The 15,898-nt window shown below is 68.3% G+C and carries 9 protein-coding genes and 1 pseudogene; 4 read left to right on the top strand and 6 right to left on the bottom strand.

The genetic code is table 11. The features are described from left to right. The first annotated feature begins 145 nt into the window (after nt 1-145). Nucleotides 146-1,201, top strand: a complete 1,056-nt coding sequence (locus ACFWP7_RS02190; RefSeq protein ID WP_384374560.1) for a hypothetical protein — start codon at nt 146-148, stop codon at nt 1,199-1,201. Nucleotides 1,202-1,321: 120 nt separating this feature from the next. Here the strand turns inward: ACFWP7_RS02190 and ACFWP7_RS02195 are convergent, their stop codons facing one another. The 6 genes and pseudogenes from ACFWP7_RS02195 to ACFWP7_RS02220 all read right to left on the bottom strand — a co-directional run bounded on the left by ACFWP7_RS02195 (nt 1,322) and on the right by ACFWP7_RS02220 (nt 10,118). Then, entirely contained in the window at nt 1,322-2,434 is a 1,113-nt protein-coding gene (locus ACFWP7_RS02195; protein ID WP_384374563.1) for a hypothetical protein, read from the bottom strand. 88 nt (nt 2,435-2,522) lie between these two features. Beyond that, nucleotides 2,523-4,604, bottom strand: coding sequence for a methyltransferase, FxLD system (gene fxlM, locus ACFWP7_RS02200; protein WP_384374566.1), 2,082 nt, complete (start codon nt 4,602-4,604; stop codon nt 2,523-2,525). A 22-nt stretch (nt 4,605-4,626) separates the two neighbouring features. Then, nucleotides 4,627-5,904 (bottom strand): lanthionine synthetase C family protein, encoded by a 1,278-nt coding sequence (locus ACFWP7_RS02205; protein WP_384374569.1) that lies wholly within the window; start codon nt 5,902-5,904, stop codon nt 4,627-4,629. Then, nucleotides 5,901-8,867 carry a lantibiotic dehydratase gene (locus tag ACFWP7_RS02210; protein WP_384374572.1) on the bottom strand — a complete coding sequence of 989 codons (2,967 nt, stop codon included), beginning with the start codon at nt 8,865-8,867 and terminating at the stop codon, nt 5,901-5,903. The genes ACFWP7_RS02205 and ACFWP7_RS02210 overlap by 4 nt, the downstream gene beginning before the upstream one ends. A 205-nt stretch (nt 8,868-9,072) precedes the next feature. Further along, nucleotides 9,073-9,252 carry an FxLD family lanthipeptide gene (locus ACFWP7_RS02215; RefSeq protein ID WP_384374575.1) on the bottom strand — a complete coding sequence of 60 codons (180 nt, stop codon included), beginning with the start codon at nt 9,250-9,252 and terminating at the stop codon, nt 9,073-9,075. 420 nt (nt 9,253-9,672) lie between these two features. Beyond that, nucleotides 9,673-10,118, bottom strand: a pseudogene (locus ACFWP7_RS02220) (ATP-binding protein). Nucleotides 10,119-10,359: 241 nt separating this feature from the next. Between ACFWP7_RS02220 and ACFWP7_RS02225 the strand changes: the two are divergent. The 3 genes from ACFWP7_RS02225 to ACFWP7_RS02235 all read left to right on the top strand — a co-directional run bounded on the left by ACFWP7_RS02225 (nt 10,360) and on the right by ACFWP7_RS02235 (nt 15,707). Continuing rightward, nucleotides 10,360-11,640, top strand: coding sequence for an XRE family transcriptional regulator (locus ACFWP7_RS02225; protein WP_384374578.1), 1,281 nt, complete (start codon nt 10,360-10,362; stop codon nt 11,638-11,640). Continuing rightward, entirely contained in the window at nt 11,637-12,176 is a 540-nt protein-coding gene (locus tag ACFWP7_RS02230) for a GNAT family N-acetyltransferase (RefSeq protein WP_384374581.1), read from the top strand. Before ACFWP7_RS02225 ends, ACFWP7_RS02230 begins: the two co-directional genes overlap by 4 nt. A 99-nt stretch (nt 12,177-12,275) precedes the next feature. Then, nucleotides 12,276-15,707 (top strand): NACHT domain-containing protein, encoded by a 3,432-nt coding sequence (locus ACFWP7_RS02235; protein WP_384374584.1) that lies wholly within the window; start codon nt 12,276-12,278, stop codon nt 15,705-15,707. The last annotated feature ends 191 nt before the right edge of the window (nt 15,708-15,898 follow it).

The raw sequence follows: 15,898 nt of genomic DNA on the forward strand, positions 1-15,898 counted from the left end.
ACTCCGGCAACTCTCGACGAGCTCTGAGGGTGGTTCGTGAGTTGATGTTCGTTCGGCTTGAGGCGTTGACGAAGTCCTCGGGGGCATAGGGACTTGTGATGGCAGTTGGCCCGGGACGGGTGTGAAGTCGCAGAGAGGGAGAGGGTTGACCAAGGGGGATTTCGGCGGGCTCGTCGTCGCCGTCTGGACACTGTCGATCTTGTTGCTAGTAACGACCGCGACGTCCCAGAGCAACAGTAACCGGACCCTGCTGGAGCGCTTGTGGTGGAAGTGGGCTATCAACCGCGCGGAAGAACGACGTGCCGATCTTGAACGGAAGATTGATACGAGTGACCACGCCACGCTCCCAGATCCGCCCACTCTGAACTACTTGCAGCGAGACGACGTTCTATTTCAGGCATCACAGAGGACGTTCCGCGCGAAGCTGCGCGTTCCAGCCGCAACATCTGTCCCTGCGGGCGTGGTCCTTGCAGTCGCCGTAGCCAGCGGCAAGTCACATGAATGGCAAGAAGCTTTCATCGTGGGCGTCCTGCTTTGGCCCATCGTGCTCACGATGGTGGTCATGCAGCTTGTGGCTAATCAAGGTATGCAGCGGTGGACGACCGACATCGTGACAGCCAGAGCCCGTGGGGCGTACGAAGCTCTGCTCAAACCGCTTGCCGTGCCCGGGTGCGAGCCACCGGGCGAGCTCTCCTTTCGTGCCCCGCAGGTTTCGGCTGTCCAGGCATTGGAGGGCTTCGCCATTGCGTTGGAGCAGTACGCCTTGCAGCGCGCTCTGCCAGACGGCCGTACTCCCATGCCGCAGGTCGTAGCTCACTACTCATCAGCAGCGGCCTTCGTCCGCGAACTGCGCGACGGCGTCGAACTCGATCGGCCGGACGAGGGGAAGCGAGCCTTGCTCGAAATGGAGCGAATCCTCAAGATCCTTGCCGACGGCCGTATGCGGGATTTCGCCCCGGACCATGTCGCTTCTGAGGTTCTTTTGGAGCGCCGCCAACAACGGCAAGCGCGGCGGCGGCAAGTACTACGCCTGGTGGCCTTCACTGTCTGTGCCGCCGGGATCGGAGCCGTCTTCACATTGGCGTCATCAGCTCTGGGCATCGCCATCGTTACGGCCGTCGCTGCTGTTGTGGCTGCCTCCTGGGACCGAAGCCTTCAGACTGCAACAAGCCGGGACAGTACTCGACCGACGGGCGGCTGATCTTTTATGTCAGAGGCCGCGCCGTGCGCCAACGTCCGATTGCAAGGTGAGTCGCGCCGAACTCTGGCAGGACGCCCTTCCAGGTGTGCGCGTCCGTCAAGATCTCTCTACAGGAGCTTGTTATCCGGTCACGGAGGAGCACGCGAGGTCTCTTCGGATCACGCTGTCGCTGCAGCGTAAAGCGGCCGTTAGTTCTTCTTGCAGCTCGGCGGGGATGATCCCCGCCCCAAGGGCGCAGCCACGCACCAGAGCGCGGCACTCCTGTGCTCGCCGGTCCGTGGCGAGTGCGGCGAACAGAGGGTGCGCCAGGTTCTCGCGGGCCGCGTAGCCGTCTTCGGCCTCCGTCGTCCTGCGGTGCAGTTCCTCGACGATGCGGCGCGCGCCGGGCGCCTCGGCGGAACCGATCGCGTCGAGGATGGTAAGTCCGAGCCGGATATCGAAGACGGTCATCCCGGGTTCGGTCTTCCTCTCCAAGTAAGTCGTCACCAGGTCCGTGAGGTGGCCGTCGACCGGATGCCCGGCGTCGCGGCGGCACAGGACGGTCAGGCATGCCGTGACGGCTTGCTCCCACGGATCGCCGGGCATCGTATCGGTGAGGAGGACAGTGGCCCCTGCAGTGTCACCCGCGACGAGAGCGGCGAGTACCGCGACTTGGCGCCCGTCGAGCATCCGCTTGCCCACGCCGCGGTGAGCTTCGATGTGTGCTTTGGCCTCGGCCCAACGTCCCTCGGTGGTGAGCGTGCGCGTGCCGTCGGCGAGGAGCACGCGCCACAGCCACGCGCGGACCTCGTGGCCGTCTTCGTCGGTCGCGGTGAGGTCTGCCGGTACCGCGACACCGTCGAATCGAGCAGCCGTGCCTGCCTCGACGGCCTCGTACAGGTCGAGCAGTCGCTGACGTCCGTCATCGGCGTGGCCGGCGCGGATCCGGAGGCGGGCCAGGTTGACGACCGGTTCCAGTCCCCGGATCGCGCTCATGCCGGGCAGGGGGCAGGCGTGGAGGTAGACGGCGGCGTGCTGGTGGCACATCTCGCGTGCGAGGTCGGGAAGGCCGAGATCGGAGGCGATGAGCGCGGCCTGGTTGTAAACGGCCGATGCACGCCCCTGGTCGGTCTTCTTCACGGCGGTGTCGGCCAGGTCGACGAGCGCGCGCACGCGATCGGGCAGGGGCAGACAGGCGGGCCGGAATCGGGCGACGAGCGGGAAGCGCTGGGCTACGGGTCCGTGCGGGTCCATGGATCCCCCGGGGCGTGGGTGAGAGCAGCGGAGGCGACGGTGCCCGCCGGCCGCACGTCGGCGGGCACCGTCCGCTACGTATGGGGTGTCACTGCCAGTCGACGACGATGCGGTTCAGTGGGGTGTCGAGAGCGAAGAGGCCGGGGCGCTGCTCGATGGCAGAGGCGTCGAGGGTCTGGATCTCGAACGTGGCCTCACGGCTGCGGTAGTCGCGGTCCCAGGTGCGGATGGCGGCGGCGACCTTCGCGGCCAGTTCGTCGCTGCCGGGGCCGTGGCCGATGACGCCGAACTCCCAGAGCTTGCCGCCCTCGGGGGTCTTCTCCTCCGACAGGCGCCGCGCCAGGTAGGTGACAGCGCCCTTGTCGACGGCTGCGGTTGAGGAGGGGTAGGGGTCCCCGGTGAGCAGACCGCCCTTGGCGCTCTGGGGGAACAGCATCCGGATCAGGCCGGAGGGAAGGGAGCAGGTGAGGAACAGTTCCATCCACTCCGGCGACTCCATGGCGCGGACCGTCATGCCGGTCCACTCCTCGGTGCGCGGCTGGTCCAGGACACCAGCGAGGGCGTCGGCGTCGATGTTCTGCCCGGCGGGGGCCTGGAGCCGGACGGTGCCATCCGCGCTGAGCGGGACGACTCGGCGGTCGTCGTCGGCGATGCCGCGCCGGAGCGGCATGAAGGTGTTCATCTCGCTCCCGAGGGACACCCATCGGCCGTCGCGCTGCTCGTAGGCGATGGACCGGGAGACGCTGCCCTTGAGACGCTGGGGAACGAGGAGCCGTCCGCCGGGGGCGAGTTGCTGCAGCCAGCAGTGCGGCACGCCGTGCGCACCCACGGTGGCGATGATCCGGTCGTACGGCGCTCCTTCGGCGTAGCCAAGGGCCCCATCGCGGGTCACTGCCTCGACGTTGGTGATCCCAGCGGCAGCGAGGTGCGCGCGGGCACCCTCCACGAGGTCGTCGTCGACGTCCAGAGTGGTCACGTGCCCGCTCTCGCCGACCAGGTGGGCCAGCAAAGCGGCGTTGTAGCCAGTGCCGGCGCCGAGTTCGAGAACGCGCCCGCCGGGCCGGGCGTCGAGCTGGTCCAGCATGAGGGCGACGACGCCCGGCTGGGAGGCGCAGGAGATGGACGTGCCGTCGGCGTCGTACTTGATGTGCACCGGTGCGTTGGCGTAGGCGTCTTCGAGTGACGCTTCGGGCACGAACACGTGGCGGGGCACAGTGCGCAACGCGGTCTCGACGGCGATCGTACGGGCGTGCCCTTCCGCGCGAAGCTGGTCGACCAAGGCGTTGCGGAGGCGCTCGGCGTCCGCTGTGGGGGTGGCGATTGTGTCAGTGTTCACCGCGCTGACGCTATCGGCGCCGACCGTGGTTTCGGCGGGCGATGCGGTGTTGTCGCTCGTTCCCATGACTACCTCTCGTGCGATGTTGGACAAGGCGCTTTGGTCGTCCCTGAGGAGACCGGCGCGATTGGCGTGGAAGATCACGTGATGGGCAATGACGGCGCGCAGACCGCGGGTGAGAGCGCCGCGGTTGGCGAGGTCAGCGAGCGTGGCTCCCGCCCGTTCGAAGGCGGTCACCCATTCGTCGTGCGTGTGGAGCGGGCCGTCCGGACGGCAGAGGCCGTGGGCATCGGCGGTCATCAACTTCCGCATGGCCGAGGTAAGTTCGGCGGCTCGTTCGGGTGGCAGTGGGGAGGTGGACGGCCGGAGGGAGGCGGCCTTCGCCCACACGTCGCCCTGTTCGAACCAGTCGAGTCCGGCACCACGCATCATGGCGCTCGCGAGGAGGGTGGCGGTCTCCCGGCGTCCCAGGTGCTCCGGGCTCGGCCGGTAAGTGATCAGGTGACGGGAGTCGCTGTGGAACAGCTTGTGGGCGGCGTCCATGGCTGCCGGGCCACCGAACGTGTCGGTCTCGGGTTCGTAGGTGTACGGCAGCCATGACACGGTCGTACCGTCGCCGACGAGATCGCTCAGCAGCGACTCGATGACCGGTGAGGGCTGCTCAGCGAGGTAACGCAGCGGCCAGGGCTGCTTGTTCATGAACCACCAGCCAGTGAGCTGCCCGTCGGCCTCAGCCGTGATCAGGGCCGGGCCGATGCGTTCGGCGATGACGCGCCGGGCGCTCTCACGGTCGACGAAGGTGATGTTGTGCTGCTGCCAGCGGTCGGAGGGCATGGGGGGTCCTTCGGTCGACGGATCAGGCGATGAGCAGGCAGGCGTCCCAGGCGGACCGGGGCGGTGCGGCGGTGCTGAGCGCGATGAGGGCCAGGGCTGTACCGGCGGCGCCGTCGAGCAGACCAGGGCCCCGTTCCTCGTCCCGAATGAGCGCCGTGGCAGTGAGTTCGGGGTCGGTGCCCGGCGGATGGACCGCAGCCAGGAGTGCCGGGATTGCGGCGCGGAGTTGGCCCACGGTCGAGGGGTGAGCGTCGTCGGCCGTACGGGCGGCGATGTGGGCGAGACCGGCGAAGCCGTGGCACAGGCCGTTGTCCGTGGTGGCCTTGAGCTGGTCGGGAGCGGTGAGGGCTGCCACGAGCGCGTTCTCTGCGTCGATCTGGCGGTCGGTGTCGTCGAGGGCGAGTGCGGCGAGTTGTTGGGCGCGGGCGAGGCCGGCGGTGCCGTAGCACCAGGAGGGCCGCCGGGGCGTGGAGGGGGCGAGGCGCCCGGTACGGAGCTCGTCCTGGGTGATCCAGTACGGCCAGGCCGGTCCGCTGCTGGTCTCCTGCTGCCAGCGGTCCAGCCACGCCAGGATGGTGCGCAGTGCTGCGTGGTGTCCTTCGGCGAGGGTGCCGTTCCGGGCGGCGAGGGACAGGAGGGCGAGCACGCCGCCGACGCCGTGTGCCATGCCGGTGTTGGCGTGCCCGCCGGGGAATCGGTCGTCGTCCGGGCTGCCCGAGGGGCCCGTCTGCGTCCACCAGCCGGGCAGGGTCTCGCCTTGGCGTGTGATCGGTTCGGTGAGGCGCACGCAGTAGTCGAGGACGGCGCGCATCTTGGAGCTGCCGGGGTCACGGCGCAGGAGATAGGCCCCGTATCCGGTGAGGCCCCGGATAGCGTCGAACTCGGCGAGCTCCGGCAGGCGTCCGGCATCGATGCGACGATGTGCGGCGTCGAGACGGCGTCCGGCGTCGATCTCGATCTGCCGGTCCATCGCGTTCAGGGCGCGCCGGTAGGAGCCGGGCAGGTGGTCGGCGGCGCAGGCCAGGGCATGGGCGAAGGCGGGCGCCCCGTAGAAGGGATGACTGTCGGGACCGCTGGTGAACGGCTCCCGCGAGGCGGCGGCCAGCCAGTCGTGGGCGCGCTGCCACGGTCCCAGGCCGTTCGCGGCCCGCTCGATGTGCAGGAGCGCGATACCGGGAGGGCCGTATGCGAGGTGCTGCCGGTCCGAGGACGTTGCCCGGGGTCCGAAGGGTGCCCTGTAGGGGTCGGCGAGCTGGAAAGCGACGGCGTCGACCAGGCCGAGCGCAGGGTGGGCGGTCATGAGGTCCTCCCGGCGGTGCGGGCGGTCCAGGCCAGAGCCGCGGCGCGCGCCAGGTAGAGGCACACTTCTTCCTCGGGGAAGTTCACGGCGACGTGCCGCACGAAGTGGACGTGCAGCAGGGAGGTCAGGACGTCGTCGACGTCGATGCCCTGGGTGTCCGGGCCCGGCAGGTGCGGTCGGTACCCGGAGAGCGCCGTATCCCGGTCTACCCATCCCGACACGATGGCGTCTCCGCCTGGGACACGGCGTAGCGCTGCCCAGTCGTCGGACGGGTTGGCGAGCCGTACGGCCTCGGTGAACTGCGGGCGCGGAACGGGCTCGGGCGCTGTCGGCGGAATGTGGTCGATCAGCCACTTCATCCCGGCTTCGGCGCTACCGAGGAACGCGGACGCGACGGCGACGATATGGGCCGCCACCATCGCGCGCGGGCCGGGGCGCTGCGGCTGCGCGAGCTGAGTCAGGACAGCGCGTGAATCCGCCCGGAACACCCCCTCGGCTGCCTCCCATGCGGCGCCGGAGCCCCAACGGCCCATCTCGCGGTACGAGGTGGAGTACCGCAGATCGGCCAGCAGGCCGACGCCGCGCAGCTCGTCAGCCCAGGCGCTCACCGTGCAGGCCGTGTCAGCGAAGGCGTCTGGGTCGGGGAGTGCGATGCGTACGCGAAGGTGTTGGTCCGGGTCGCGGAAGCGGATGAACCACCACGGCGGGCTGCCGAGTTGTTCGAGAAGGATAGGCAAGTGCCGGGAAAGCAGGGTGTCTTGGCGGCGGGCGTCTCCGTACAGAGCGGCCAGGAGTACGGGGGAGGAAGCGGGCGTCTGGATCTGGGCCGGGCGGAGAATACGGGCCTGGGTTGGGGCGGGCAGGGGTGGCCACGTCGGCGGCCGGGTCGCCTTGAGGGGCACTACAACCTCGTGAGCTCGCCCGTCGCACCAGCCGTACGCCTCCGGTTCCGGGGCCTCGACGATCACGGCCAGGCTCGTACGGTCCAGGTGCTGGCGCAGCAGCGTCCGGTGGCCGGCCTCGTCGAGGTCGAGGAAGAGGCGTCGGTCGTCCTCCACGAGGTGGACGCGGCGAGGCAGCCGCCGCCGGGCCCGCCAGTCGGTGAGCGCGGCGTCCCACTCGGCCCGAGGACGGGCGCGGCCGGGCAGCTCGAACGCATCCAGCCGCCAGCTTGCCGGGGCCAACACCGTGCGCCCGTACCGCAGGCGTGGAAGAAACAGCATCGCCGAGGCGGCGCCCCAGTCGAACACGGTGACCTGCGCGCACTGGGCGCGGGACAGCTCGGTCAGGAATCGCACCAGCGGCGGAGTGTGGGTGAGCAGGTTCAACGCGTGCACCCCGACGGCCTCGACACGGTGGCCGCGGTCGGGGGCGGCCAGATACATGCGGCGGCCGTCGCACCCGACCGCCAAGTCCTCCGGAGTGAGGACGCCGTCCTTCGAAGCGCGGTGTTCCTGGAGGCTGATCACAGTGGGCAGGACCTGCAGGGCGCGGGTGACGTGGGCGCTCCCAGGGAGCAGGGGCGGGAACGAGAGCTGCGCGGGAACGGTGTCGCTGTCCGCAGTCGGGAGGTCGGCGAGTTCTGTGGTCAGGGCCTCACAGCCGACGGGGGTCAGCACACTGAGGAACCGGCCCGTGGAGACGCCGACGCCTCGGGACACGCTTACGACCTCCAGCCGGAATCGCCCGCTCTGCAACTCTGCCAGGCTGGCCGCGTGCACCCTCACACCCACCTCCAAGTGCGGTGGGACCCGAGGCTCGTCCGGCCCCACGTCCAGGGCCGCAACCAAGTCGTCGGTGAGTAGCACCTCGTCGCGGCCGTCGAGTACGGCGGCCTGCGCCAGTCGTACGAGGACGTCGTCCCGGGCGGAGAGGCGAGGCCGACGCGCGCCGGCCGCACTGCCCGGGTAGCCGTCGGGATATCCGGTGCCGCTGTACGCCACGACCTCCTGGAGCGGCACCATCGTGCCGATGCCGTACCGCTCATAGAACCGCTGGTGGTACTCGCCCCACGCCGCGGTCCCGTACGGGCGGGTGCTCACCCGGGTCAGGATGAGCGCCGCACACTCGACCTCCCGGGCCACTTCGTCCGGCAGAACAATCTGCGCGTCCAGGCGCAGGTCGAGCGCGAGGGGGTGTCTGCGCAGGCCGGGCACGAGGGCCCGCATCCGTGCTGCGACGCTGTCCCGGCCACCGCGCGTGGCGCACTCCCCCAGGGCCGCCCAGACCGCGCGAAGCTCGCGCACCGTCTCTGTGACCGGAGCGAGGGTTCCGGCATCGATCGCGTCGAGTTGGCCGAGCAGATAGCCGAGGGCGTCGGTCTCGGTGCTCGGCGCGTGCAAGCTCGTGATCAGCACCCGCCTCCGGATCAGCTCCGCCAGCAGATGACGCGCCCTCTCCGCCCCTGCCTCGGGGAACTCCGCCCGGAGCTTGTCCACGAGCATTCCGACCTGGATCGGCGCCCGGGCCACGGCGAGGACCGCGCGCACCGGTGCGGTCAGGGCCAGGGACGTCTCGACCGCGCGAGTCCGGTCGTCCTGGACGTCGGGCTGGAACGGCACGATGAGCCGGTCTCCCCGGCTGGTCACGGTGTTGTTGACGACGACGGGCAGCCGTTCGAGGAGGTCCGGGCAGGACTCCAGCCGGTCGAGCACGGCGGCCAGCCACTCAGCCCCGGCGCGGCCGACGGCCACATGCTCTGCGCCCCATCCCGAACCCGCCTGCGGACCGAACCCTGCGGTGGTCACGCCGGCGAACAGGCCGAAAGGCGTAGCCCGGTGCTCGGCCCGCAGCAGATAACGGGCTACGGACCGCGCCGCGCGCCGTATGTCCCGCACAGGAGGCCGCTCGGCCTTGCACAGCGCCTGTAATTGCGCGGCCAGGACCGGGCTGGAGTGTTGCAGTGCCTCGGCGACATCCTGGTTCGCCCAGACCGCCCGCAGCCACGTAACACAGGCCGCCAAGCTGCTGGGCGAGCGGTCATCGAGGTCAGGGCACGGAGGAACCGGCAGCGACGGCCGGGCTACGGCGCGCAAGAGAGCTGTTGTGCCGGTTCGGAACGCTGCGGGCAGAGCAATCACCAACTACCTCCGTGGGGCGTGGGGATGGGCGGCTGGTGCCGCCACGCCGGGGCGCGGCGGCACCAGCCCGGAGTGACCTGAGGTCCGGTCAGGCGACGTTGGTGGTGCAGGCTCCACAGGTGGAGCCGCAGCCGTCGTCGGTCAGATTGACCAGGCCCGCCGGGTCGGCGATCTCGACGAGAGAAACGTCCAGATCGAAGCCGTCCGATGTTCCCGGGGTCTGCGGGTGCACTTCGGTACGGCTGGGAACTACGCGGTTACGGGTCATGCTCCAACTCCTTTTATTCGTTGGCGTGTTGCTGGACTCTGTGGTGCTCACCAGGCCCCATCGCGCGGAGCGCTGCCGGACGGCCTGCTCCCCGGACGGTTCCTGGCCCACCCGGCACGAGAGGACGTGACCCGCATAGGAATTCCTCGCGGGCTGCCTGCCTCGTACCGGGAAGTCGTGTGGCGGAAATCTGATCAAGCAGACGCCTGTCGCCGCCCCGTGAAGGAGCCGAGTGCCTGAGCCTTGAGGCGGTCGAGGCGCGGCTCGCGCGCGTAGAAGGGGGTGTGTTGCCCATCCCACTGCAACCGGCCGCCTGCTCCCAGCGAGCGGGCGCACAGGGCGCGATCCATGGCCGTCTGCCGACGGAGCGGAGAAGGGCGACGTGCGGGAGCGGCGGCGGGCTCGCTGCGGCCGGGGTCTTCACGCGCCGTCCGTGATACGGAGTTCGGCCCAAACTTCTTTGCCCCACGGCCGCCTGTCCGAGCCGTGCAGGTCGTATCCCCAGCGGTCGGCGACTGCGTCGATGAGGAGCAGCCCGCGGCCCGACTCGTCATCGGCATCGGCCTGGCTGAGCGCCGGCAAGCACGCCGGCGCCCGGTCCAACACCCCGACACGTAGCCGAGTCGCGCTCGGCCGCTCGACCAACAGGCGGATCTCCTGGCACGGGTGTGCCTGGCCGCGTTCGCGATCAGCTCCGTGATGATCAGCTCGGCGTGGTCGGCAAGGCTGTCGAGGCGCCATATGCCGAGGACGTCCCGGAGGAGCCGGCGGCCGATCTCGGCCGTGGACGGCTCGCAGGGGAAGGTCTGGCTATAGGCGGGGTGCCCGACAGAGGCGACGTGAACTTGCGTAGTGAGACTCGTCATTCGGGGGAGCCTTCGGGTTGTCTCGGCGCCCGGCCCACCCCTGCGGGGGAACCTCAGGGGCGGGCTGGGCCGTCAACAGCCGTCCGCACGGTGGGGCGTGGCGAGCGACCGACAACAAGACAACTCCCTTTCGGGACAGGGCGATTAGGGCGATCAACTGTCTGTCCCACGGAAGGCCCTAGGGCGATTTGACCTCCCATTTACCTGGCCGGTGAGGGGGCGGGAGAGCTACCGTGCGGGTATGGACACCACGCGCAACACCGTTCTTGAGGCGTGGATGGCCGAACACGGCTACAGCTCCAACAGCCTTGCTGATGCTGTGAACAGGGCTTTAGAGCAGTTGACCGGGCGGCATGGCGGTCTCGACGGCTCATCGGTCCGGGACTGGAAAGCAGGCCGGGTCACATGGCCCAAATCGGCTACCCGCAAGGCACTTGCGGACATCAGCGGTCTGCCCGCCATCGCTCTAGGGTTCGTGCCACGGGGACGGACTCCGTCCACCCCGGCCCCACCGCAGCAGGAGGATCCCGACATGAAGCGCCGTACCCTCGTCGGCGGGATCGCGGCGGCTGCCGCCGCAGCAGCCGCGCCCGGCACCGCAACGCGCCGGATCGGCATGAGCGACGTCGACCGTCTACAGAAGCGCTTCGCCGAGATCATCGCCAGCGATCACCGCCACGGCGGCCAACTCGGCATCGAGCAACGGGCCGCCGCGCTCGCCGACGAGGCCCTGAACCTCCAGAACGCCGGCAGCGCCAGCCAGCGCGTACGGAGCAGCCTCTACGCCTCCGCAGCAGCGTTCCGCTCCTCGGCGATGTGGGCCGCCATCGACGGCCGGCGCTACGACATCGCCAAGGCGCACATGCGTGAGGCGCAGGCGCTCGCCGAGATGTCCGGCGACCAGGAGATCAAGTTCCGCATCTGGAGCCACGCGGGCACTATGTACCGCCACATGGGCCGCCCCGCCGACGCGTTCGCCGCCAACGACGTCGCCCGCAACCTGCACCTCACACGCAGGGACCCCCTGTTCGCGTCCCTCGGCCTGGCCCGCCAAGGGGCGATCCACGGCGCGGCACAGGACCGTACCGGCACCCGCCGGGCGTTCGAGCAGGCGCAGGACGCGATGCTGCGCGCTGACCCCGCCGACTACCGGCCGGTATGGATGCTCGCCTTCTACGACCAGGCTGAGCTGGACTCCCTGGCCCTGTCAGCGCACATGGAGCTCGGCGACTACTCGACAGCCGAGTACCACGCCCACCGCTGCCTGTACGCCCTCCGACCCCACATGCTCAGGTCCCGGGCCATCACCACGACCCGGCTCGCACACGCCCAGCTCGCACAGGGCGCCCCCGAAGCCGCCACGGCCACCGCGATGAAGGTCCCCGCCGACGCCGCTACCCAGCACGCCCGGGTGACGCGCATGCTGCAGGAGTTCGGGGCCGCGCTGCGTGCCACCGCGCCGGGCAGCCCCAGCGCCCAGACCTGGACCGAGCACGCCGCCGCCTGGAGGATGGCCGCATGACCACGGCACCCGCCATCGACCTGCGTACCTTCACCACGCTCGACACTGCCCGCGGCGACCTCCTCGACGTGTACGCCGACGTGCGCGCCCCACTCCTCCACCTGCCGAACTACGCGGTCACCGCCTTCGGCGAGCGCCTGGACCGACACAACACCGAGCCGGGGTTCACAGCCGTCCTCGCATACGCAGACGGGCATCCGGTCGGCTACGCCTACGGCAACACCATCGAGCACGGCGACCGCTACTGGCAGCGCACCAGCCCGGCGCCGGGGAACAAGTACACCGAGCGCCCGGCCGTGGCCCTGAAGGAGATCGGCGTCCGCCCGAACTGGCGGAAGACCGGCACCGCCCGCCGCATCCACGACGCCCTCCTCGCCACACGCGACGAGCCGTACATCACGCTCATGGTCAACCCGGCCGCCGGCGACGGAAAGGTCCACGCGCTCTACGAGTCGTGGGGGTACGAGGACATCGGACAGAGCCAGCCGTCACCGGCCTCGCCGGTACTCACCGTGATGATCCGCGCCATCCGCTGACCAGCGCCCACGACAGCCCGCCGTCTTCAAGCAGTTGGGCAGATCGGGGCCCCGGGCGCTTTAGGATCCGAGGGCATCGGTACGTCTACGGGGGTAAGCGTGGAACCCACAGCCATCGGCACCCGACTCGCCTCGGCCGTAATTGGACCTCTCGTCAAAAAACTCTTCATCACCGGAGGTCCCGGGGCCGGCCTTGTCGACAAGCCGATCCGCATCTCCAGCTACGTATCCTTCAAGGGCGAGAAGCGCACCCTGACCGAGTCCGACGTGCGCGATCTCGCCGCCAAGCTGGTGGGACAAGCCCTGCGCTCCGGTGAACGCCCTTTCCTCAATGACGAGCAGCAAGCCGTCACCGATGCCCTCGCCAGCACCCTCCACGCACTCGGTGACCTGACCCTCACCGACCTCGAAGCCGTACGCCTTGGCCACTCGGCATTGGCCCGCGAACTGCGTCGCGCGAGCGGCAGTCCCGAGCGTCACCTCACAGCCGACGCCACGTACTTCTACGAGGGCCTACTCGAAACCGCATGCCTCCACATCCTCAACTTCTTCACGCAACGCTCGACCTTCGTCGCCCGCACCCTGGTCGTACAGGCCCGAGCGGTCGACGAGCTCATCGCGAAGGTCGACGAGTTGATCCGCCGCAATCCGCTGGCCGGTGGCGAGGACGCCGCATTCGAGCAGGCATACCTGGAGCACGTGTCCAAGAAACACGGAAAGCTCACGATCTATGGGATCGATCTCAACAATTCCCCGAGACGGTGGCCGCTGAACGTGGCGTATCTGAATCTAGAGGCTTCACCGTTGTCGGGGCACTGGCAAGGGCTCCGGACAATGTTCCGCGCCGGCCTTCTACACGATGAGGATCTCTCGACTCTCACCCCGTCGCACCGTCACTCCTTCTACGCTGCGCTGTCGACGCAAGGCACATTGGACGATCTCCGTCAGCCCGGAGCCGAGGAATCTCCTGAAAACCTGGACAGCCTCCTCCCGTTCGAGGAACAGGCCAGGCCCCACCAGGGTGACGAAATGCATGCCGCCAAGGTGTGGCGCACCTACGACGCCGCTCGATTGATCCGCGATCCGCTCGCAGCCCAGCCCGCGGACCAAACCCTGGCAGCCAACCACCGAGTCCTACTACGCGGCGAAGCCGGCTCGGGCAAGACCACACTCGTCCAGTGGCTGGCTGTCGCCGCTGCTGGCCAGGACCTCCCCGATCGCATCGAGTACCTCTACGACCGCATCCCCTTCGTTCTACCGCTGCGCACACTCACGCGCCATGGCGAGCGCCTCCCGGCCCCCAAGGACTTTCTCTCTGCCATTGGCTGCCCGCTCACCGGCACTCAGCCTGACGGCTGGGAGAACCGGGTCCTCGGCGCCGGGCGCGGCCTGATCCTCATCGACGGCATCGACGAGATTCCCGACCACGAGCGCGAGCGGACCCGGAGGTGGCTGCTGGAGTTGATCGAAACATACGACCGTGACAACCGATGGCTGGTTACCTCCCGCCCATCGGCCGTGGGCCAGGACTGGCTCACCGAAGACGACTTCACCGAGCTGACGCTGTCTCCTATGAAGCCCCCGGACATCGCCACCTTCATCACTCAGTGGCACGCTGCCGCACGAATCGATGCCGACGACGCTGCCGACCTCGACGAGTACGAGCGTCAGCTCCTCGCCGCAGTCCGAACCGAGTCCGACCTCGGCCGCCTGGCCACCAACCCTTTGATGTGCGGGCTCATCTGCGCCCTCCATCGCGACCGGCGAGGTTATCTCCCCCATGGCCGTAAGGACCTCTACGAGGCCGCGCTCTCGATGCTGCTCAGCCGACGCGACCGGGAACGGGACATGGTGAGCCCCGGGCTCCGCGAGGAGCCCCAGCTCGATCTGCTCCAACGGCTCGCCTACTGGCTGATCAAGAACGGCCGTACCGAGATGGACCGTTCCCGCGCGGAGGGCATCATCGCTCGGGCTCTCCCTTCGGTCCCCGAGGTGGCTGCCTTGGGTGATGCGCCAACCGTCTTCGAACACTTCCTCCAGCGGAGCGGCCTCCTCCGTGAACCCGCTCCCGATACAGTCGACTTCATCCACCGCACCTTCCAGGACTTCCTCGGCGCTCGAGCCGCCGTCGAGGAAGCCGACTTCGGACTCCTTGTCGGGCATGCAGCGGACGACCAGTGGGAGGACGTCATCCGTATGGCGGTCGCTCTTGCCCGCCCCCGGGAACGTGTCTCGATCTTCCAGGAACTCGTGGCCGTGGGGGACCGCATCTCCGACAAGCGCGTCCAGGCCCGCGTCTACCTGCTCGCCACGGCCTGCCTGGAATACGCGACGTCCCTCGAACCTTCCGTACGCGAGGAAGTCGAGCAACGCACCGCCACCCTGATTCCCCCGGGAAACGAGGAAGAGGCACACGCCCTAGCGGAAGTCGGGCCCTTGGTCCTCCGTCTCCTCCCGGGCCCAGAGGAACTCGATGACGGAGTGGCTGCCTATCACGTGACCATCGCAGCTTCCAACGTCAAGTCTGAGGCTGCCATCGCTTTTCTGTCCCAGTTCGTCCGTCATCCCTTTCTTCCGGTCCGTGCCCAGCTTCTGTGGGCCTGGCCGCGCTTCAACAGCGCTCGGTACGCCGAGGAGGTCATCGCGCACCTCGACGCGAGCGCCCTCACTTACACCATCCAGTCCGACGAACAACTGCATCACCTGAGGCGCCTGGAACTTCAGCCAGAGATTCTGGATATCAGGGGAGGTGTGTCCCTGGGAGCGCTAGTCTCGTATGCTTCCCAGAACACGTTCGCGCAACTCACACTGTCGAACACCGAGACATCCGACTTGGGATTCCTCGTCGAGCAAATGACATTGACATCACTCGTTATCGATGATTGCCCGAATCTCAAGGATCTTTCCGCCATCAGCGGACTCCCCATTCAGCACCTGAACATCACCACCACCGGTTCCGATATCAACTTGCGCCCGGTATCCCAATTGCCGGTCCTGGAATCACTGGTGATCAGCGGCCCGTCCAGCCTGGGCTGGTCCCCGGAATATCTTCCGAGCCGCGCTCCGCTATACAGCCTGCGTGTGTCGGACGGGGCGAGGCCGCTGCGCGGACTCCAAGGGCTCAGCGGCTTTTCCCAACTCACGGATCTCGGACTCAATAAAGCGTCCAGCCCGGCTTCAGCCGATGACTGGCAGGAGATCTGCGGCCTACCAGCGCTAACTGGCCTCAGCGCGAGCGCCACGTCACTCGAGACCCTTCCGCAAACCGCGGTTCTGTCGAACGTCACCAGCCTGTCTCTCAGCGGTGGCGGCGGGGAACGAGTAGTCCAAGCGGCGGTCAATCGACTGTCCGAAGCATTTCCCCGGTTGCTATCATGCGAATTCACGGGAGACATGACTGCGGAAGGCGACATCGACATTGCACCGTTGACCCAACTGCACGATCTGCGAGATCTCTACATCGCCACGGGAACTGATCGCATTCGGGGTGCTGGTGCTTTGCCATCCTGGATGAACTTGCGCTTTCTGTGACCCCCTCCTCCAAGCGGCAAGCACCACCCACACCAACTAGCTCACGGAAGGGCTGGCTCCCGCTGGTTTGGGTCGAGGTGCCGCTCGCACTCAACTGTCCCGCACAAGCCAGAAACCAGGATTCGGTGGGTATGATCATCCAGGCGCAGATCCCCACGTCGAGGTAGTGTCGAGTTCTCGGGGCCTGGCGT

The sequence above is a fragment of the Streptomyces sp. NPDC058470 genome (genome assembly GCF_042721055.1).
Classification (GTDB): domain Bacteria; phylum Actinomycetota; class Actinomycetes; order Streptomycetales; family Streptomycetaceae; genus Streptomyces.

Coding starts and splice junctions, on each gene's coding strand:
- ACFWP7_RS02195 (WP_384374563.1), bottom strand. CDS start 2,434: ATGGACCCGCACGGACCCGTAGCCCAGCGCTTCCCGCTCGTCGCCCGA.
- fxlM (WP_384374566.1), bottom strand. CDS start 4,604: ATGCCCTCCGACCGCTGGCAGCAGCACAACATCACCTTCGTCGACCGT.
- ACFWP7_RS02205 (WP_384374569.1), bottom strand. CDS start 5,904: ATGACCGCCCACCCTGCGCTCGGCCTGGTCGACGCCGTCGCTTTCCAG.
- ACFWP7_RS02215 (WP_384374575.1), bottom strand. CDS start 9,252: ATGACCCGTAACCGCGTAGTTCCCAGCCGTACCGAAGTGCACCCGCAG.
- ACFWP7_RS02225 (WP_384374578.1), top strand. CDS start 10,360: ATGGACACCACGCGCAACACCGTTCTTGAGGCGTGGATGGCCGAACAC.
- ACFWP7_RS02230 (WP_384374581.1), top strand. CDS start 11,637: ATGACCACGGCACCCGCCATCGACCTGCGTACCTTCACCACGCTCGAC.